The organism is Streptomyces sp. NPDC002623 (assembly GCF_053592635.1).
In genome coordinates this window covers 464,467-483,439 of the sequence record NZ_JBSFWB010000001.1, presented here as the reverse complement: position 1 = coordinate 483,439, position 18,973 = coordinate 464,467, and the positions used below count along the sequence as shown (strand labels likewise).

General features: G+C 68.1%; 14 protein-coding genes and 1 pseudogene. 8 read left to right on the top strand and 7 right to left on the bottom strand.

The features are described from left to right. Nucleotides 1-7 precede the first annotated feature (7 nt). Nucleotides 8-1,093 carry an endo-1,4-beta-xylanase gene (locus ACWD4O_RS01930; protein ID WP_451276437.1) on the top strand — a complete coding sequence of 362 codons (1,086 nt, stop codon included), beginning with the start codon at nt 8-10 and terminating at the stop codon, nt 1,091-1,093. A gap of 539 nt (nt 1,094-1,632) precedes the next feature. Next, nucleotides 1,633-2,166, top strand: a complete 534-nt coding sequence (locus ACWD4O_RS01925; RefSeq protein ID WP_451276435.1) for a hypothetical protein — start codon at nt 1,633-1,635, stop codon at nt 2,164-2,166. 133 nt (nt 2,167-2,299) lie between these two features. On the opposite strand, the pseudogene ACWD4O_RS01920 reads toward ACWD4O_RS01925, so the two are convergent. Further along, a pseudogene (locus ACWD4O_RS01920) lies at nt 2,300-2,622 on the bottom strand (antibiotic acetyltransferase); the annotation flags it as partial. 275 nt (nt 2,623-2,897) lie between these two features. Here ACWD4O_RS01920 and ACWD4O_RS01915 point away from each other — a divergent pair. After that, nucleotides 2,898-3,494: a TetR/AcrR family transcriptional regulator gene (locus ACWD4O_RS01915; protein WP_451276433.1), complete on the top strand. Its 597-nt coding sequence runs from the start codon at nt 2,898-2,900 to the stop codon at nt 3,492-3,494. A gap of 7 nt (nt 3,495-3,501) precedes the next feature. Here the strand turns inward: ACWD4O_RS01915 and ACWD4O_RS01910 are convergent, their stop codons facing one another. Further along, nucleotides 3,502-4,299, bottom strand: a complete 798-nt coding sequence (locus tag ACWD4O_RS01910) for an isocitrate lyase/PEP mutase family protein (RefSeq protein ID WP_451276731.1) — start codon at nt 4,297-4,299, stop codon at nt 3,502-3,504. Between the two features lie 140 nt (nt 4,300-4,439). Then, nucleotides 4,440-4,811 (bottom strand): VOC family protein, encoded by a 372-nt coding sequence (locus ACWD4O_RS01905; RefSeq protein ID WP_451276431.1) that lies wholly within the window; start codon nt 4,809-4,811, stop codon nt 4,440-4,442. A 205-nt stretch (nt 4,812-5,016) separates the two neighbouring features. Here ACWD4O_RS01905 and ACWD4O_RS01900 point away from each other — a divergent pair, with 205 nt between their 5' ends. Beyond that, the gene (locus tag ACWD4O_RS01900) at nt 5,017-6,402 is read left to right on the top strand and encodes a hypothetical protein (protein ID WP_451276429.1); all 1,386 of its coding nucleotides are present in this window, start codon (nt 5,017-5,019) and stop codon (nt 6,400-6,402) included. On the opposite strand, the gene ACWD4O_RS01895 is transcribed toward ACWD4O_RS01900, so the two are convergent. Both ACWD4O_RS01895 and ACWD4O_RS01890 read right to left on the bottom strand, forming a co-directional pair. Then, a complete protein-coding gene (locus ACWD4O_RS01895) occupies nt 6,347-8,116 on the bottom strand; it encodes a DUF2264 domain-containing protein (protein ID WP_451276427.1) in 1,770 nt (589 codons plus the stop codon). The genes ACWD4O_RS01900 and ACWD4O_RS01895 overlap by 56 nt on opposite strands. Nucleotides 8,117-8,206: 90 nt before the next feature. Then, nucleotides 8,207-9,256: a rhamnogalacturonan acetylesterase gene (locus ACWD4O_RS01890; protein ID WP_451276425.1), complete on the bottom strand. Its 1,050-nt coding sequence runs from the start codon at nt 9,254-9,256 to the stop codon at nt 8,207-8,209. Nucleotides 9,257-9,448: 192 nt separating this feature from the next. On the opposite strand from ACWD4O_RS01890, the gene ACWD4O_RS01885 reads away from it, so the two are divergent. Then, entirely contained in the window at nt 9,449-11,131 is a 1,683-nt protein-coding gene (locus ACWD4O_RS01885; protein ID WP_451276423.1) for a rhamnogalacturonan lyase B N-terminal domain-containing protein, read from the top strand. Between the two features lie 7 nt (nt 11,132-11,138). Here ACWD4O_RS01885 and ACWD4O_RS01880 read toward each other — a convergent pair whose 3' ends face one another. Further along, nucleotides 11,139-12,551, bottom strand: coding sequence for an RICIN domain-containing protein (locus ACWD4O_RS01880; RefSeq protein WP_451276421.1), 1,413 nt, complete (start codon nt 12,549-12,551; stop codon nt 11,139-11,141). A gap of 1 nt (nt 12,552) precedes the next feature. After that, on the bottom strand, nt 12,553-13,503 hold the full coding sequence (locus ACWD4O_RS01875) for a glycoside hydrolase family 43 protein (protein ID WP_451276419.1): 951 nt from the start codon (nt 13,501-13,503) through the stop codon (nt 12,553-12,555). 235 nt (nt 13,504-13,738) lie between these two features. Here ACWD4O_RS01875 and ACWD4O_RS01870 point away from each other — a divergent pair, with 235 nt between their 5' ends. The 3 genes from ACWD4O_RS01870 to ACWD4O_RS01860 all read left to right on the top strand — a co-directional run bounded on the left by ACWD4O_RS01870 (nt 13,739) and on the right by ACWD4O_RS01860 (nt 18,832). Next, nucleotides 13,739-15,976, top strand: coding sequence for an autotransporter (locus tag ACWD4O_RS01870; RefSeq protein WP_451276417.1), 2,238 nt, complete (start codon nt 13,739-13,741; stop codon nt 15,974-15,976). Between the two features lie 761 nt (nt 15,977-16,737). Next, a complete protein-coding gene (mmuM, locus tag ACWD4O_RS01865) occupies nt 16,738-17,679 on the top strand; it encodes a homocysteine S-methyltransferase (RefSeq protein ID WP_451276415.1) in 942 nt (313 codons plus the stop codon). Between the two features lie 79 nt (nt 17,680-17,758). Continuing rightward, entirely contained in the window at nt 17,759-18,832 is a 1,074-nt protein-coding gene (locus ACWD4O_RS01860) for a LacI family DNA-binding transcriptional regulator (protein WP_451276413.1), read from the top strand. The last annotated feature ends 141 nt before the right edge of the window (nt 18,833-18,973 follow it).

Below are 18,973 nucleotides of genomic sequence, written 5' to 3'. Positions count from 1 at the left end.
AGCAGTCGTGCCCCACGCACCGGGAAGCCACCGTCACCGGCGTCGCGCTCTGCGCCCTGTTCCGCTCGCCGTCGCGGGCGCGCTCGTGGCCACCGCGGCCGTAGCGCTGCCGCATCTCACGCCGGAAGCCTCGGCCGCCACCACCCTGCGCGGATACGCCGACGGTCGCGGCGTGAAGATCGGCGCGGCGGTCGGCGACGCCCCGCTGACCTCCGACGCGTCCTACACATCCGTCCTGGACCGGGAGTTCAACTCGGTGACGGCGGAAAACGCGATGAAGTGGGACGCCGTCGAACCGAGCCGGGGCAGCTTCAACTGGGCTGCGGCGGACCGGCTGGTGGCCCATGCGACAGCACGCAACCAGGGCGTACGCGGTCACACACTCGTCTGGTACGCGCAGTTGCCTTCCTGGCTGAAGAACGGAAACTTTTCCGCAGCTGAGCTGAATACCATCCTCAAGAGCCACATCGACACCGAGATGGGTCGCTACAAGGGCAAGGTATACGCCTGGGACGTCGTCAACGAGGCGTTCAACGAAGACGGTTCGATGCGCAGTTCACTGTGGCAGAACAAGCTCGGAACCGGTTACATCGCCAACGCGCTGCGCTGGGCGCACGCCGCCGACCCCGCCGCGAAGCTCTACATCAACGACTACAACATCGAGGCCGACAACGCCAAGAGCGACGCCCTGTACGCGCTCGCGAAACAACTTCTCGCCCAGGGCGTCCCGTTGCACGGCATCGGTTTCCAGTCGCACTTCGAGGTGGGCAGGCTTCCGGCGTCGATGAAGGCGAACCTGAAGCGGTTCTCCGACCTCGGCCTGGAGGTGTCCATCACCGAGCTGGACATCCGCATCCCGTTGCCCGTCTCCGCCGCCGAACTCGCCCAGCAGTCCACCGACTACAAGACGGCGAGCGAGAACTGCCTGGGCGTGCCGCGCTGTGCCGGCGTCACGCTGTGGGGCGTCAGCGACAAATACTCGTGGGTGCCGGGCACATTCAGCGGCTACGGTGCGGCCCTGCCGTACAACGAGAGCTACTCGGCGAAGCCCGCGTACACCGGGCTGTCGAACGGAATCAATCCGAAGGCGTGAACTCGGACTTGGGTCGGACTCGGAGTCGATTCGGCCCGATTCGGGGTCAATTCGGGGTCAGCCCCCCTCTCAGTCCAGGTGGGCGGTACCAGTGCGGAACCAGGCCCGTTGCCGCTCTTCGCATTTCCTCTCCGCCTCCGATCCCGCGCATCACCGACGACGGCACCCGCAGCATCGGCAGGGCTCCCGTGGATCGATGAGAAACAACGTCGGCTGCAGCCCCGCGAGGGTGGTGAAGGGCCCGCCACACGCCACGAGCCACCCGGCGTCCACCGACCGCCCGGCGGCACCAAAGGCCGGATGCCTTGGTCGACATTGCGGGAAACGCCGACGACCCCGGTCACGCAGCCCATCCGGAACGGCCGCCGCGCAGACACACCCGGACACCCGACTCAGGCTCCGGGACGCTCGACGCCGGGAGGATCACGGCGCAGGCAGCGACGCGAACAGCGCCAGGTCGGAAACGCGGCGGCCGTACCGGGATCAGTTCCGTCGCTATTCAGATGCCGTTGAGGTCGCGAGTGAACGACGATGGCCTCGTGTACTCCCCCTTCAACGATCCCCAGACCCGCCCGGTCGAGCCGGGCGAGTACCCGGTGTGGGACGAGGCGCTGACCCTCGTCAACCACGACCTGGCTGCCCTCCTCCCGGACCACGGACTGCTACGCCTGGTGGCCCGGCCGGCCTGGCCGGAGGAATCGGCCGACGACGGACATGCCGCAGAGCACGTGTACGTCGCCTTGCCGAACGGCTCCTGGCACGGCGACGAACTGCCTCTGGAACCGAGCGCCGGGCCCGGCGCAGCGCTCGCCGCCGTCGCCCTCGCGGCGCAGGACACGGTGCTGGAGTGCCTGTGGCAGGTGTGGCCCGTCTGCCCCGAGCACCGGCTCGGCGTGCACCCGGGCGAGGAGCACGGGCGGGCGGTGTGGTGGTGTGCGGGCGGGCGTGACGGAGAGAACTCGCAACATGTGTCGGCAGCAGTCGGAGAGGTGGAGGAGTCGTATCGCCCGCGCAGGGAGCGCCGCAAGCAGCGCAGACAGAACCAGCAGAAGACGCAGGGCAAGCAGCAGTAACCGTTTCCTCTTCAGACCCGCGTACTTCTCGGTGCGCTTGGCCAGCGTCTGATGCGGGGTGGTCGTGGTGCTGAGCCCATCCCTGTGTGGACACGTCCAGGAAAACGGTTTCCCGGGCAGCCCGAGCCGGAGCGGCGATGAGGCGGGCCGGGTTGCCGCTGATGATCCCGTAGTCGGGCACGTCAGCAGTGACCACGACCCCGGTGCCGGTGATCTCGCTGTGCCCGATCCGGACGCCGGGCATCACTGTCGTGCCACATCCGAACCAGGCGTCGTCACCCACGACGATGCCCCCGGTGGGGCAGGTCGGTGAACAGGTCGAAGTACTCGGACCAGGAGCCGCCCATGGTCGGGAAGGGGAAGGTGGACGGACCGTCCATCCGATGGTGTACGCCGTTCATGATGAGCCGCACTCCGGTCCCCCGCCCCGCAGAAACTGCCGATGACCAGTTTCTCCGACGTCTTGTCCTGCCGATGCCCTTACTGCGGTCGTAGGGGTCCGCGGTCGGGTCGGCCGGTCCGGTCGGCTCAGGCCCCGTGGGCTCTCGGAGCAGATCCGGGCCTTGCGGACGGCCCTGCGGGAGTACCCCGTCGAGAGGAGCGTGACACGGCGATCCAGGCACCCTGCTCGGCTTCTCCAACGAAGCCCTCTCACCGTCCGGCCTCCGACCAGCGGAACGCTTAGGATCCTGCGTGATACCTCCAGGTCCGAGCGCACAAGGCGGTCCCCCATGCCACGAGTCGGCCTCACCACCGACCGCCTCGTCGAAGCCGCCGCTGAGCTGGCCGACGAAGTCGGTTTCGACAACGTCAGCATCTCAGCACTGGCCCGACGGTTCGGCGTCAAGGACGCGAGCCTCTACTCACATGTCAGGAACCTCCGCGAGCTGCGGACCAGGCTCGCGCTGCTCGTCGGCGGCGAGATGATCGACCGGATCGCCGCCGCCGCCGTCGGACTCGCGGGCAAGGACGCGCTGGTCGCCTTCGCGGGTGCCTATCGGGAGTACGCCCTGCGATACCCGGGCCGGTACGCCGCCATGCAGATCCGCATCGACCCGGAACTCGACCGGGAACTCGCGGCCGACTCCCCCGCCCTACGCCGAACCGCCGAGATCACCTACGGGATGCTCCGCGGCTACGGTCTCGACGAGCCCGACCTCACCGACGCCGTCCGCCTGCTGCGCAGCACCTTTCACGGGTACTGCATGCTGGAGGCAGGCGGCGGCTTCGGCGCGCCCCGCGACGTTCAGCGATCGTGGGACAAGGCGATCGACGCTCTGCACATGGCACTCACCCACTGGCCGCGGGAGCACGAAACCAGTAACTGATGTCACGTCAGGAGTGGCGGGCGGCGGCGCCGTCTGCGCCAAGACTCTGCACGTCTTCGTACGTCGGTGTACGACCACCCGGCTGACGCCCGGCACGGATCTCGTCCACCGCATCGAGGGCCGCCCCCAGGGCCCGCCGGTACAGAAACGAGCCCAGGCTGATGCGGCTTACGCCCAGGTCGGCGAGGTGGGCGATCGTGGGTCCGGCCGGCGAGTAGAGGACGTTGAGCGGCCGGTCGAGTCGTGCGACGAGCGCGGCGATCTCCCGGGCCACGGTCAGGCCGGGGACGAACACGCCGTCTGCACCCGCCTGTTGATAGGCGTCGAGCCGGGACAGTGTTTCGGTTTCGTCGTGCTCACCGAGCCAGTAGGTGTCCGTGCGCGCGTTGACGAAGAGGCCGGGCGCGGCCGACTTGACGGCCGCGATCTTCGCAGCGTGCCGGTCGACCGCCCCCAAACCGTCCTCCAGATTGATGCCGACCGCGCCCACCGCCGCAAGCTGACGCCCGAACTCCCCTACCTCGTCCGGATCTTCGCTGAAACCGCTTTCGGCATCGACTGACAGCAGAAAAGGCTGCGAACCCAGGACCAGGGCGAGCCTGAGGGTCTCGTCCCGTGTCGCCGACGCTCCGTCCGGCAGTCCTACAGCCGCCGCCACGGCGAGACTCGTCGTACCGATGGCCCGGAAACCCCGGCCTGCCATGGCCAGCGCTGACGCGTGATCCCAGGCATTGGGCAGGAGGAGGGGAGTGCCGGCGTGATGGAGGCCTGCGAACGGGCTCGGAGTCGCACTGGGTACACGCATGCAGCGCACGCTAGAGGCGCATCGCTTCGGCCGCCGCCGAACGATCTCCGCGGACCTCCGCACACCGGTTTCTGTCGATCAGTTTCCGCAGACCTGTTTCCGGCGAAGCATCCCTCCGGATCCGCCCCGACACCGCTACGTCAGCCGGCTTCCCGTTCTCCCGCGCTGCGCTCCACGCAGAACTCGTTCCCCTCCGGGTCGGTGAGGACCGCCCACCCCCTGCCGTCAGGCTTGCGCTGGTCGTCGACGAGGGCGGCGCCGAGGGCGAGCAGACGCTCGACCTCCTCCTCGCGGGTGCGGTCCTGGGGCTGGATGTCGAAATGGATTCGGCTCTTCTCACTCTTGGCCTCCGGGACGGTGACGAAGAGCAGACCCGCGCCCTCGATCAGTGCTTCCTCGTCTCCCGGGTTGTCGTCCTCATGAAGAGGCTGACCGAGTACCTCGGACCAGAAACTCCCCAGGGTGTAGGCGTCGGAGCACTTGATCGTCACGTGCCGGATAGCAGAAGTCATGGCTGGATTCTTGTAGACACCGCTTACGCACGGCAACGCATATTCCCTGTCTCCAGGTCTCCGGCGCACTCCGATCGCGGCGTCCACCGGGTCAAGTCCGTCTGGCCAGGCCCCCAGCACCCTCCCCGGCCACGTCTGTCACCTCGGTTTCACAAGTTTCGCTGCGGCACGGCAACCTTCCGCCACCCCGCGGCAACCACAGGCCATGACATCTGCACGACGCACGACGCGCCATCGCCGTATCCGCGCGGCCCGCAAGCCCGCGATCGGAGCTCTCGCGGCCGCCGGGCTGCTCGCCGGCGCATGGTGGGCCACCGCCGGGGCGGCGACGACCTCCCCGAAGCTCACCCCCACCACGACGGCCGTCACGCTCGCCGCCAAGTTCCCCTATTTGTCGGCCGGTTACAACAACACGCGGGAGTGGACGCGGACGACCACCGCGGTGGCCCCGAACGGCACGCTCCGCGTCGCCTGGCCCGCGGCGGACGGTGTCCACGTCACCCCGCTGACCGCAGCCGGGAAGCGTTCGGGCGCCGACACGGTCGTCAAGGACGCCAAGGAGGTGGGCGGCCTCGTGGCGCACAACGACGGCTTCGCACTGCTCACCCGCGTCGCCGACACGAACAAGTGGAAGGAGACGGCGGCCGCGATCGTCCGGTACACGGGTGCCAAGCAGACCTTCCGTACGAAACTCACCGGTACCGCTTCCCATGACACCGCCCCGCTGCTCGACGGACAGCTCACCTGGAACGGCACGAAGTACGGCGCGTACTTCGTCGTGCACGGAGCCGGCGGCTTCGCCGACGGCCACTACGGGGACAAGATGGCGTACGTCAGCGCCAAGGGGGCGAAGCTCAGCGGTGGTTGGAGCTGGGGCTGCAGCCATAACGAGGGCATCGCCCTGCATGCCGAGACCTCCGGCGCCTTCACCTCCGTCTGTTTCGACGACTGGCGCTCGGGGCTGTTCGTGTCTACGGGGATCGGTGCCCCGGACACGGCTCCGGTGGTGCAGCGCGAGCAGTGCTGGGCCGGGTACTGCGGCGGTACCTTCCCCGGCCGCACCGGTGACCTCGTTAAGTCGTCCACCGGCCGTTACGCAACCGCTTTCGCCTCCCGTGGCGCCGCCTCGGCGAAGAAGAACCCGGACGACGCCAGCGGCCGCGGCTGGACGGTGAAGCCGAAGACGAGCACTCATCAGGTCGCACTCGCCTTCATGAAGAACCGCAACTCCGGTCCCGGAAAGGCCGTGTATCTCACCAGTGCTGTCGGGACGGAGAACGTCAACGTCCACGTCGCGCCGTACGGCAAGGACCGTCTGCTCGTCTCCTGGGAGTCCCTGAAGAGCGCGAAGTGCGCGAGCGGGACCTGCACCGGCACCTTCACGGGCACCCACCTGCGTCTCGTCGACTGGAACGGCAAGTTCCAGAGCGCGGACACCGTGGTGAGCACCCGTATCACCGGCGACATCGCGGTCCTCAAGGACGGGACGCTGACCTGGGCGTACACCCCCGTGACGCCGACCTATGCGAAGGCGCTCACCGGGGCTTCACCGACCACGACCACGTTGCGGATCGCTCGTCTGAAGCCGTGAAGCGGAAATGCGACTCCGCACCCGTCCGCCAGTGGACGATGAGGTCGTAAGCGCCGCGAGTGCTGTCGGACACCACCCTCTGCGCCTCCACGGACACCAGTTCCCGGAGGGGCAGGGGGTCCGGCTCGGCGGTGAGACGGGCGAGCGCGACAAAGAGCGTGGCGGGACCGTCCCCCACCGCACCCGACAGCGGGGAGGTGCCCGTCAGTCCGTGCACCGGCACCAGGTCGGCCCGCAGACCGCCGTCCTCGTGCTCGTCCCTGCTCTCCACCGGCGCCCAGCCCGTCACCTGCACCTCCGTTCCCGGCACCGCGCCGGCCACCAGATGCGCTCGCACCTCCACCGCGCCGTCGGCGACCACCAGGCTGGTGACCTCGGCACCGGAGTTCAGCACGTAGCGGGAGGCCGCCCAGCCTTTCCCCACCCCGAGGGGAGCGATGCCCTCGCGATGCGGGTCGCCGTCGACCATGACGGCGTTGTCCGGTGGCGAGTCCATCGGCCGCGTCACCGTGGAGTAGGCGAACCGCGTGTAGTACGGGTCGTAGCGGACGTCCTCGCTGCCGTGGTTGTGCAGGCGCACCAGACCGTCAGAACTCGTCGACTGCAGGAGCCAGTTGGGAGCGGAAATCGGGGTAACCGCATTCTTCCGTTCCACAGGTCCGGCTTCCTCCTGCGCCGTCCACACCTCGTGTTCCGGCGGAAGCAGCAGACCGAGGAAACCCTTGCTCGCCCAGTAGGGGGAGGCCGGTCCCGAGTATCCCTGCAGGACCGACTCGTCGGGGCCGTGCCAGCCGAGGGTCAGCAGGCCTCGTTCGTCGACCGCGTCCCGTTCCAGGAAGTACTTCAACGCGCCCGAGGCCAGACGGCGGGTCTCTCCGGGGGCCATTGGGGTGTGGCCGGTCAGGGCACCCAGCCACAGGGGTGCGGTGGTGGCGAAGCGGTAGGTGAGGGAGCGGCCCTGGCGCATGGGGGCTCCGTCGCCGCCGAACAGGCGGGCGTAGTCGGCGAGATGGGCTTCGAGTCGGCCGCCGTAGCGGGTGAGCAGGTCGGAGTCGTCGGCCAGCCAGGCGTGCAGGACCGGGTAGAGGTGCATCGCCCAGCCGTTGTAGTAGTCGAAGGCGCGGCCGGCGCCGTCGGTGTACCAGCCGTCGCCGACGTACCACTGCTCGATGCGCTCCAGACCGCGGTCGATCGCCTTGCGGGAGGCCTCAGGCTGGTGGCCGATCGATTCCAGGAAACCGCCTACCGTGACCGGGAACAGCTCCCAGTTGCAGGGCCAGGGTTCGGCGGTCAGCGCATCGCCGAGCCAGGCCGCCGCGCGCTGTTGCACGCCGTCGTCGAGGCGGTCCCAGAGCAGCGGCCGGGTCAGTCGCAGGGCGAGGGCGATCGACGCGGCCTCGACGAGGGGCTGACCGCGGTCCTCGATGCGGGGCCAGACGCCGAAGACACCGGCCGCGAGACCGTTTGCGTAACGTTCCAGCGCCGTCTCGTCGCGGCGAAAGGCAGCCAGCAGCAGAGTGCGGGCGTATCCCTCCAGGCCGTCGGAGAGACGCCCCGACCAGCTCTCTCGGCTGCCAGGAAAGTGGTAGAGAGCGTAATCCTCAGTGGCGTACGGCTCTACCGCGGAGAGCAGGGCGTCGGCGGCCGCCTCCCAGTGGGCGCGGGTGTAGCCGGTGCGGGGGCTGCGTGCGGTGTCGGGCGAAGGCAGGTGCATCTGCTGTTTCTTTCGTTCGCGGCCGGGTCTGAGCCTGGGGAGACCAGGACCTGGGGGCGTCCCGGTTCCGGTCGGGGCGCCCCCAGGCGTTCATCCCACCCGCGCAGTGCCTCTCGGCACCAGATGCTGGGCGACGAGTTCATCGCGGACCAGACCCGCGTAGACCGTGGCTCCGTTCACGGATGTGTGCGTGTTGTCGCGTTTCTCGTTGTAGAGGTAGAGCGCCTTGGAGCCCTCCACGCCCAGGGACTCCACCAGCGCCTTGGTCTTGGCCGTGAGGTCGATGAGCGGAACGTCCTGCGCGGCGGCCACCGAGCGGATGACTCCCGGATGATCGACGCCAAGTCCGTTGACCAACAGGGCTGTTCCATTGTTCAGCGTGCCGTCGGCGTTGAACCAGCGGCGCACGATGGGGGTCACGAGGACCGGTCGACCGCCCTTCTCCCGCACTCCCGCGACCAGCGTCTCGAGATTGGCCCGATACGTCGCCTCGTCGGTCGTCTTGTCGTTGTGAGCGAGCTGGACCAGAACGAGGTCGCCGGGGCGGATCAGTGGCCGGACTGTTTCCCAGAGTCGCGGGTTCCCCAGATACGTGACCGTACTCTCCCCGGAATCGGCGTAGTTGGCGACCGACACCCCCTTGCGCAGGTACTGCGGCAACTGCTGCCCCCACCCGGTGTACGGGTCGGCGGGCTGGTCGCACACCGTGGAGTCGCCTACGAGGAAGATCTGCCGGGCGTGCCGGGCGCGGGTGACCATGATGTCGGCCAGGGCAGGCGCCGAGCCGCCGAGTACCAGGTCCAGGCCGGGAGTGCCGTCCGCTCCCGTCGGCTCGCCCTCGGGGCTGCGGACATCGACGGTGAAGCTGCGGGTGATGCGCTCGCCGGCGTCGACAGCGGTCTCGGGGAGCAGAGCGCGCCGGGTCTCTGCACTGACCACGGTGCTCGACCCGGAGTCGCCGCCGAGGACGACCTTCACGTCGTAGGTGCCGGGCGGGACGTCGAAGTGGCAGGCGGTGGCGGCGCAGTTGTCGATGCCGAGGGGCGCGCGGCCGCCGTGGGCGTGAGCGGCGGCGGGTACGGCCGTCGGACCGGCGGTCAGGGTCAGCGCCGCCAGCACGGCGATGTTGAAACGTCTCACTTGCGGCTCCTCCGTCACGGCAACAGGGGCTGGCGGCTGGACCGTACATCCTCTGGCAAGCGCTTTCTAGACCTTGGACCAATTTCACAAGATTGCCAACCTCCAGCAAGCGAAAGCCCTTTCGCGAAATCGATTCAACTGTCACTCTCTCAGGCACCCGCACCCCCACACCTCTCCGAAGGAGGCACCCCCATGTCCGGAACCGAGAGCCCCAGGCCGGTCCGACGCCGCACCTTCGTCCTCGGCACCGCGGCCGCCGCCGGATCGGCCGCCCTCGCCGGGCCGCTCGCCGCCCCGGCCGTCGCGGCAGCCTTCGGCTACACCGACGACGGCTCGAACTACGTCGTCGACACCGGCGCCAATCTGGTCTTCAAGGTCAGCAAGACCACCGGCGATCTGACCTCGCTGGTCTACCGGGGCACCGAGTACCAGGGCTACGGCGGCATGAACTCGCACATCGAGTCGGGACTCGGCAGCTCCACCGTCACGATCACGCAGTCCGGTTCGACGATCCTGATCTCCGTCACGCACGGCACGCTCAAGCACTACTACGCGGCCCGCAGCGGCGAGAACAACGTCTACCTGTGGACCAACAAGGCCGACACGTCCGTTTCTGCAACCCGTTACATCGTGCGCGTCAAAGCAGGCCTGTTCCTCAACGACGAGCCCGACTCCTACACCTACACGACCAGCACCATCGAGGCCTCTGACGTCTTCGCGAAGTCCGACGGCCAGACCCGTTCCAAGCACTACTCCAAGCTGCGCGTCATCGACTACAACTACATCGGCTGGACGACGGGCAGCGTCGGTCTGTGGATCGTGCGCAGCAACCATGAAAAGGCTTCCGGCGGCCCCTTCTACCGCTCCCTCCTACGCCATCAGAGCGCCGACGGCGGCGGCCTGTACGAGATTCTGTACTACGGCCAGAACCAGACCGAGGAGCAGCGGTTCGGCCTCCAGGGTCCCTATGTCATCGCCTTCACCGATGGCGGCGCACCCTCGTCGTCGCTGTTCCCGGGAACCCTGACCACGTCCTGGGCGGACTCGCTCGGCATCTCCGGATACGTCAGCGCAAGCGGCCGTGGCCGGGTCGCGGGGGTCGGCATCACCGGGCGCAACACGGCCTACCCGTACACAGTCGGGCTCGCCAACTCGGCGGCTCAGTACTGGGGTTCAGCCCGGTCGTCCGACGGCTACTTCTCGATCGCGGGGGCACTGCCCGGGACGTACACGCTGACCGTCTACAAGAGCGAGCTGGCTGTATACAGTACACAGGTGACGGTGTCCGCGGGCGGGACGACGACGCTGAACTCGATCGCCATCCCGTCCTCGAACGACCCGGGCAACGCGAGCGCGATCTGGCGGATCAACGACTGGACCGGTACTCCGGGCGGCTTCAAGAACGCCGATCTCATGACGTACGCGCACCCGTCGGACGTACGGGCGGCCGCCTGGACCGGCAACGTGGTGATCGGCAGCGGCAGCGAGACCTCGGCGTTCCCTTGCTACATCTGGAAGGACGTCAACAGCGGTCTGCTCGTGTACTTCAGGCTGACCGCGGCCCAGGCCGCCGCCGCGCACACCCTGCGCATCGGCGTGACGACGGCCTACGCCAACGGACGTCCTCAGGTCGTCGTGAACGACGCCTGGACCTCCGCCATCCCCTCCCCGCCCACCCAGCCGAGCACCCGGTCGCTGACGAACGGTTCCTACCGGGGCAACAACTACACGTTCACCTACAGCGTCCCTGCGAGCGCCTGGCTCACGGACACCAGTCAGTACAACGTGTTGAAGATCAACGTGGTGAGCGGTTCGGGGTCGATTTCCTATCTCAGCGCGGGCACGTCGATCGACGCGATCGACCTGCTTGCCTGACGAGACATCAGGTCCCGCGCGTCCACTGCTGGTTGGTTCCTCCGTTGCACGTGTAGGTGATGACGGCTGCGGAGTTGGCGGTGGACGCGCCGTTCACGTCCAGGCACTCGCCGCTCGCGCGGGACACGACATTCACGTAGCTGCCCGAGGTCATCAGCGACCACTGCTGGCTGATGGCCGTCGCGCTGCAGTTCTCCTGGCTGACCGTGCTCGCGTTCTCCTGCACACAGAGGGAGCTGCTCCTGACGACCAACTGGTAGTAACCGCTTCCGACCGACTTGAACCAGTACTTCTGGTTGTTGCCGCCGTTGCAGTCGTACTGCTTGATCTGGGCTCCTGCCCAGAGGGACTGGCTCGTGACGTCCGCACACTTGCTGCTGTGCCGAGCGATCAGAGTGTTGTACGTGGCGCTCGTGCCGGTAACCGTTCCAACGGCCGTGTCGACGGTGACCTCGGGGAACCAGGACATCGACAGCGAGGTGGACGTCGGGAAGGTCAGCGGCAGCCAGACGTAACGGGAGTCGTTGACGGTTCCGCCGAAGGAGTTGCCCCAGCGGTCGCCCAGGTAGAGGTAGGAGGTGCCCGAAGTCCCCTGGACGGGAAGGACGTACGCGGTCTGGGAACCGTACGTCGTCGAGTCGCCGACGTTCGTCATCGCCGACCAGGGGCCGGCGAGGGAGGTCGCCGTCGCGTACTGCTGCTGGTTGGGGCTCCAGCCGGTCGCGCCCGAAGTGAGCATGAAGTAGACGCCGTTCCGCTTGAACAGCGCCGGGGCTTCGCGGTGCCCTCCGTGCCAGGGGTCGGCGACCAGGCTTGCGATACCGGTGTAGTCGTCGGTGAGCCGGTAGATCTGCAGGTCGTAGTTCTCGCGGGCTGCAGAGATCATGTAACCGGCGCCGTCGGTGTCCACGAAGACCGTGATGTCACGGGACATGTACTGGTCCAGCGGCTGGAAACTGCCCTGCCAGGTGTAGTTTCCGTCGACGGTGTCCGAGACGGCGACAGCCGCCCGGGCCTCGCTGTAGTCCGTGCCGTTCTCCTTGTGCATCCACATCACGAACTTGCCGGTGGAGGCGTTGTACATGACTTTCGGGCGCTCGATGTTGGCGGTGGCCAGCTCGGTGTCGCTCGACTGGGTCAGGACGTGGTTGCGGAACTCCCAGTTCTTGAGGTCGCTGGAGCGATAGGCGTCCACGTAGCGGAAGGTGTTGTCGGCATTGCGGTTCTCGCCGAACCAGTAGTAGTAGGAACCGACTTTGAGAAGCCCGCCGCCGTGGGCATGCACCGGGCTGCCCGAAGTGTCGGCGAACTGGGTGCCGTTGGCGATGGTGACGGGTGCGGCGTGGGCCGGTCCCGCGGTGGCGAGGGCGCCTGCCAGCGCCAGACAGAGGGCAAGCAGGGTTGCGTACGCACGTCTCATCTCACGCACTCTCCTTCACGGTGTCGGCGACGGGGACGCCGAAGTCGGGGGTGCCGTCCGGGTTCCAGCCGAAGGTCTGGATCCGGGTGTGGCGGTTGGGGTCGTTCAGTGGATCGCCGTCGATCTCCCGGTACTGACGGGCGTGGTAGAGCAGCACGTCGGTCTCGCCGTCCTCGGCCACCGTGAACGAGTTGTGGCCGGGCCCGTACACACCGGCGGAGTCACTGGTGGCGAACACCGGCACCGGCGACTTGGACCAGGCGGCCGGGTCCAGGAGGTCGGCGTCGGCGTCGACGGTCAGCAGGCCCATGCAGTAACGGTGGTCGGTGGCGCTCGCCGAGTAGGTGAGGAAGATCCGGCCGTGGCGTCGGAGTACGTACGGCCCCTCGTTGACCTTGTGTCCAGCGCACTCCCAGTCGAACTCAGGGCGTGAGAGCACAACTTGATGACTGGTCAGTGTCCAAGGGTCCGCCATCGCGGACAACAGGATCGCCGTGTTGTGACCCTCGCGAGAGGGATCGTGCTGCGCCCAGGCGAGGTACTGGACACCGCGATGGGTGAAGGTGGTGGCGTCGAGGGAGAAGGTGTCCCAGGCCGTCTCGATGCGACCCTTCTCCGTCCAAGAGCCCTGGAGGGGATCAGAGTTGGTGTTCTCCAGGACCCAGACACGGATCGCCCATCGGTCCTCGGCGGGCGCCGCGGCGAAGTAGACGTACCAGGCATCGTCGACGTGGTGGAGCTCCGGCGCCCAAATGTGCGCGCCCATGTCGCCGGTGGGGTGCGCCCTCCAGATGACGGACTCGGAAACGGCGGCGAGTCCCGCCAGCGTCGGGGAACGACGCAGGACGATCCTGTCGTAGTCGGGGTGGGTGGCCGTGAAGTAGTAGAAACCGTCTTCCTGGCGGTGGACGTGGGGGTCTGCGCGGTGGGGAACGAGCGGGTTGGGGTACACGCGGTTGCCTCTCGAGCGAGGGGCGTTCGGAACTGCGAACGAGATGTGGAATGACGAACGCCGAAAAGGTAAGGGTGTGTTACGAGCAGGTCAACGGGTCTGACGGGACTTGATGGAAAGCCCTTTCCGGAGTTTTCCGGCGGGAGCGCGGTCCGCTGGGCCGCGGGACGCCGGGACGGACTCTCGGAGGGAACGAATTTCTGTTATCAGCGGCGTGCCCGCGCGTCTCCGATGCGTGCGCAGTCATCTCCACACCTCAGCCGCAGCCGCCGGCGCCCTTGCGGCCGTCGCGGCCCTCCTGGCCACCGCTCCCCCGGCCATGGCCGTCGAAGCCAGGGACGTCACCGCCGACGTCCTCGCCAACCGGGACGTGACGCTCACCGGCGACACTGTGATCACCGTGCCGGCCGGGGCGACGACGTACGACGGTGTCTTCCGTGGTCAGGGAACGCTCACCGTGCGCGGCGGCGGAACGCTCGTTCTGAGCAAGGACAGCGACTTCACCCTGCCCGAGTCACGTCGGCGCCAGGTGGTGCGCACACAGGGCGGAAACCATCCCTACACGACGGTCAGCAACCCCGACCCGCCCGCGATCACAGTGGAGCGCGGGACGACTCTGCAGTACGGCACCGGTGGAGGTACAGGGCTGATCGGTCACTTCCCCTACGACACCCCCGGGTATCAGCTCAACCAGCTCAACGTCCGCGTCGACGGGACCCTACGGCTGTCGCTGACCCGCACTTTCAACATCGGCACGATCAGCGGGTCGGGCCTGGTCACCCAGCCCCGCAACATGTGGGGCACGCTCGACCTGGCGGGCACACACCCCTTCTCCGGGGTCATCGACAACGGCACCGGCATGGCGGTCGGCCGCCCCGAGTATCCGGTGTCGCTGCCCAACATCCGGGCGATCCTGAACCAGGGTTCCTGGATCATCGACACCCCGCTGTATCAGACGATCACGCTGCGGCAGGACTTCTACCAGCGGGAGTACGGCAGCGACGTCAACGTCCACACACGACCCGGCAGCAAGGTCGTCCTCACAGGGCAGTACAGCTACAGCGACCAGGGCGGCGACACCGCGCCCTCGCTCAGCGATCCGGACATCAACTGGCGCTCGGTTCCACACCAGTTGAACAAGCGTGGCACCAACATCGAGGGTGCGAACGTGCAGTGGGGCGACGGCACGACGCACAAGATCTTCATGCCGGGAACAAAAGACACCGTTTACATCAATCTGCACGAAGCCAGCGGACGGCGCTCCCTGCTGACGTTCGACTACAACGGGCCGGTCACCCTGGGCGCGCCGATCGGGGGCGGCAAGTATCACGACACGCTGGCCTCGCCCGGTGCCGGCGACGTCGTGATAGCCGGGACCAAGGGCAACGACGTCACCTTCGCAGCCGCGCAGTACTACGACGGTTCGACAACCGTGAAGAAGGGAGCGGTCCTGCGGCTGGGGTCGGCGCAGGGAGACGGTTCCCTGCTCACCGGCACGGACCGGCGCCGCATCGTGAACGACGGCACGCTCGTCGTGCACAACGCAAGAAACGCGCTCTCATTGTCCCGACTAGGCGGCGGCGGCTCGCTCGTCCAGTCCGGAGCTGCGACGACGACCCTCACCGGCTCCGCCGTGACCTACACCGGAACGACGACGGTCAAGCAGGGAACGCTCGCGCTCAAGGGCGGAGCGACGCTCGCCAACAGCCGGGCGATCCTGCTGACGTCGGCGGGGGCGCGGCTGGACACCGGCGGCTCGGCGCTGCGGGTGATGAGCACACTAAGCGGCAAGGGCACAGTGAAGGGCGCCGTGACGAACGAGGGCGTGGTCACGGGCGGGCTGACGGTGGCCGGCGCCTACACGCAGAACGACAAGGGTCAACTCGTCCTGGCAAATACGCCCTTGAAGGTGGACGGCAAGGTCACCTTGGGCGGGGGGCTCGACCTGTCCGGTGTCGAGAGGGCCGCAAGGACGGAGGCAGGCACGGAAGCCGCATCCGCGACGGCGCCAGGTCCTGGTACCGCTTCCGGAAAGTCTTCCAGCTCGACCGGTACTCATACCGCTTCCAGTTACGTTGGCACCAAGACCGGGAAGACCCCTGCGCGGGAAGTCACCGTCCTCGACCACACCGGTAGTACACCCATCACGGGCACCTTCGACGGGTTGCGCGAGGGTGCCGAGGTGAAACTCGCCGACACCGTTTACCGGATCAGTTACAAGGCCGGAGACGGCAACGACGTGGTCCTGACGGCGACGACCGCGAGCCCCTCGGCAAGCGCGCCCGGGCGAGCCTCGTCGGATTCCGTGACCGACGCAGCGCGCAACGTCGGCTCTGCCGAGAGTGGCGCTTTCGGTTGGTGGCCGTACGTCCTGGCCGCCGGGCTGCTCGGTGCACTACTGGTCCCGGCGACCAAGCGAACGCGGGGCGGAGGACGGCGTCGAGGCGGACGGCACTCGGCGCACGGGCGATGACCCGACTCACGGGCGATGGCCCATCGCGGGAGGTGGTGCTGAGCATCCGCTTGGCTGCCCTCCCCCCGTCCGCGGTCGCCAATGTCCGCGGTCGTCTCTCTGTCATGACGTTCCGTCAGCTGCCGCTCGGTGCTTGCGAGAAACCCAGCGCGGGGCCAGCATGCGTGCCTCGGCGGCCCACTCGCAGGTAGGCATCGTAGGCAGCCGCCGCGCGTGCACACAGAGCGAGGCAACGGGCAGAAACAGGTCGAGAAGAGAGTCCGGGAGGTAGTTTCCGAGGCCCTCGCCGAGCGCACCTCGCCGGCGAAGGCGCAGTCCAACACGACGCTGTCAACACCGTTCCGCACGAACGTTCGCCGGCCACAGGTCGAGGGGGCTGAAGGCGCGCGGGAGGCTCTCCAAGATGTCGAGGAACGACTCGTTGTGCGTGAGGGATGCCAGAAGAACCGGTCCCGTCCGCTTGCCGAAGATCTCACGCGACTCGTCCTCGATATGGGCGAGGCCTGTGTGGTCACCCCTTCAGCCTAAGCGGCGACCTCCGCCGCTTTCCGGAACTCCACGCCCTCCCCAGACACCTTGCGCCCACCCAGTCACACGTGCGTGAAGATCTCGATGGTGAGGCGAGGCCAGGTGAGGGGGCGGCGAGCAGCAGCGTGGGTGAGGGAAAGCGTTACCGAAACCGACATCCCGCATCGTGAGCGATCCGTTCATTCACTGGACGCATCGGGCTGTCTTCCGCCGCTTTCGACTAGCGTCGTGGCATGACCAGCGACACCCCTACCCCGCTCGCGGAGACTTCTCTCGCCACGGCTCTCGCCGCCGGATCCGTCGTCCTCGACGGCGGCATGTCGAACCAGCTTGAGTCCGCCGGGCACGACCTGAGCGACGAGCTGTGGTCGGCACGGCTGCTCGCCGAGCGGCCCGAGGCGATCACCGAAGCACACCTCGCCTATTTCGAAGCCGGCGCGAACGTGGCGATCACCTCCAGTTACCAAGCCACCTTCGAAGGCTTCGCGCAGCGCGGGATCGACCACCGGGAGGCGACCCGGCTGCTCACGCTGAGCGTGGAGCTGGCCCGGGAGGCAGCCCGGCAGGCTCGGGAGAAAGGGGTCGCGCACCCGTTGTGGGTGGCCGCCTCGGTGGGGCCGTACGGGGCGATGCTCGCTGACGGTTCCGAATACCGCGGTCGCTACGGGCTGAGCGTCGAGGAACTGGCGCGTTTCCACCGTCCCCGGCTGGAGGTGCTGGCTGCCGCCGCGCCCGACGCGTTGGCGCTGGAAACGGTTCCCGACGCCGACGAGGCCGAGGCTCTGCTGCGCGCAGTGCGCGGTCTCGGTGTGCCGGCCTGGCTCTCGTACTCGATCGCCGGTGACCGTACTCGCGCCGGGCAACCGCTGGAGGAGGCGTTCGCCCTGGCCGCCGACGCGGACGAGGTGATCGCGGTCGGAATCAACTGCTGTGCACCCGAGGACGTCGACGTCGCCGTGGCGACCGCGGCGCGGGTGACTGGCAAACCTGTCGTCGTCTACCCGAACAGCGGCGAGGTCTGGGACGCGCAGGCCCGCGCCTGGAACGGCCGCGCCACCTTCACCCCCGAACAGGTCCGAGGCTGGCAAGAGTCGGGAGCCCGGCTGATCGGCGGCTGCTGCCGGGTCGGTCCGGAGGCTGTCGCGTCGATCGCCCGGACGCTGACCTCCAGGTAAGCCTCTTTCCACGCGCCCGCCGCTGCTAGCCTCCGCTCGGGAAACCGGTTACTGCCGGATGTCCCAGGGGAGGGCGGGGATGACGAGGAAGTCCGTGGACGCGGTACGCAGCACGATCCGGGATGTGGCGGCCCGTGCGGGGGTGTCCGCGTCGACCGTGTCCCGGGTACTCGGCGGTGTGTACCCGGTGAGCGCGGAGACCCGCAGGCGAGTGCTGCGGGCGGTGGGCGAGCTGGACTACGTCGCCGACGCGCGCGCCAAAGCGGTCGCAGGCGCCGGGACGCCGACGCTGGCCTTCGTGCTGGAGGACATCACCGGGCCGTCGTTCGCGCACATGGCGCACGGCGTGGAACGCGAGGCGCATCGGCTCGGCCACCTGTGCCTGGTGTGCAGCACGGAGGGGGACGTCCGGCACGAGCTGGACTTCGTGGAGACCATGCGCGCCCAACGGGCCGCCGCCGTCATCCTGGTCGGTGGTGCCGCCGACACGCCGGAGTACCGCGAGCGCACTCGCCGGATCGCCGATTCGCTGGCGGGCGCCGGGTCCCGGCTCGTCCTGTGCGGACGCCCGCCACTGGGTCCGGAGGCACCTGTCACGGTCGTCGAGTACGACAACGAGGGCGGTGCGTTCGCCATGGTCGCGCACGTCCTGGCGCAGGGGCACCGGCGAGTGCTGTTCCTTGGAGGCAAGCCGGACCACACCACGGCACTGGGGCGGGAAAGCGGTTACAAGGCAGCGCATCGCGAGCGGGGCATCGACGTGGACCCGGCGCTGATCCTGCACGGCGACTTCACACGAGACTCGGGGTATCGCCTGCTGTGCCGGGCCCTGGAGCAGGACCTGGACTTCACGGCCGTCGTTGCCGCCACCGACATGGTCGCGGTCGGTGCCCTGGCCGCGCTTCACGAGGCGGGCCTGGACGTGCCGGGCGACGTGTCGCTGACCGGTTACGACGACATTCCGTTCGCCCGCGACCTGCGTCCCGCCCTGACCACGGTCCACGTCCCCTACGAGGAGTTGGGCCGCCTCGCCGTCCGTACGGTGCTGGGCCGCTCCCCCGATGCACCGGGCGAACACCTTTTGCTGGGCACGCACGTGGTGGTGCGGGACTCGGTCGTGGGCGTCGGAAGGGGCTCCTCGGCCGCAAGGTGAAGCGATTGGTTTGCCACGACAACGGCAGAGGCGCATCACGACCGGTACGCATCACGACCGGGAACTGGTATGGCTCGCCATCGGCGGGGTGACACGGGTCCGGATGGACACCACGTTCCCTCGCGGCGTGGTGACCCGGCG

What these genes read in the sequence shown, in the direction of transcription:
- ACWD4O_RS01910 (WP_451276731.1), bottom strand. Translation starts at nt 4,299, where the DNA reads ATGCGTGTACCCAGTGCGACTCCGAGCCCGTTCGCAGGCCTCCATCAC.
- ACWD4O_RS01895 (WP_451276427.1), bottom strand. Translation starts at nt 8,116, where the DNA reads ATGCACCTGCCTTCGCCCGACACCGCACGCAGCCCCCGCACCGGCTAC.
- ACWD4O_RS01880 (WP_451276421.1), bottom strand. Translation starts at nt 12,551, where the DNA reads ATGAGACGTGCGTACGCAACCCTGCTTGCCCTCTGTCTGGCGCTGGCA.
- ACWD4O_RS01900 (WP_451276429.1), top strand. Translation starts at nt 5,017, where the DNA reads ATGACATCTGCACGACGCACGACGCGCCATCGCCGTATCCGCGCGGCC.
- ACWD4O_RS01885 (WP_451276423.1), top strand. Translation starts at nt 9,449, where the DNA reads ATGTCCGGAACCGAGAGCCCCAGGCCGGTCCGACGCCGCACCTTCGTC.
- mmuM (WP_451276415.1), top strand. Translation starts at nt 16,738, where the DNA reads ATGACCAGCGACACCCCTACCCCGCTCGCGGAGACTTCTCTCGCCACG.
- ACWD4O_RS01905 (WP_451276431.1), bottom strand. Translation starts at nt 4,811, where the DNA reads ATGACTTCTGCTATCCGGCACGTGACGATCAAGTGCTCCGACGCCTAC.
- ACWD4O_RS01860 (WP_451276413.1), top strand. Translation starts at nt 17,759, where the DNA reads ATGACGAGGAAGTCCGTGGACGCGGTACGCAGCACGATCCGGGATGTG.
- ACWD4O_RS01915 (WP_451276433.1), top strand. Translation starts at nt 2,898, where the DNA reads ATGCCACGAGTCGGCCTCACCACCGACCGCCTCGTCGAAGCCGCCGCT.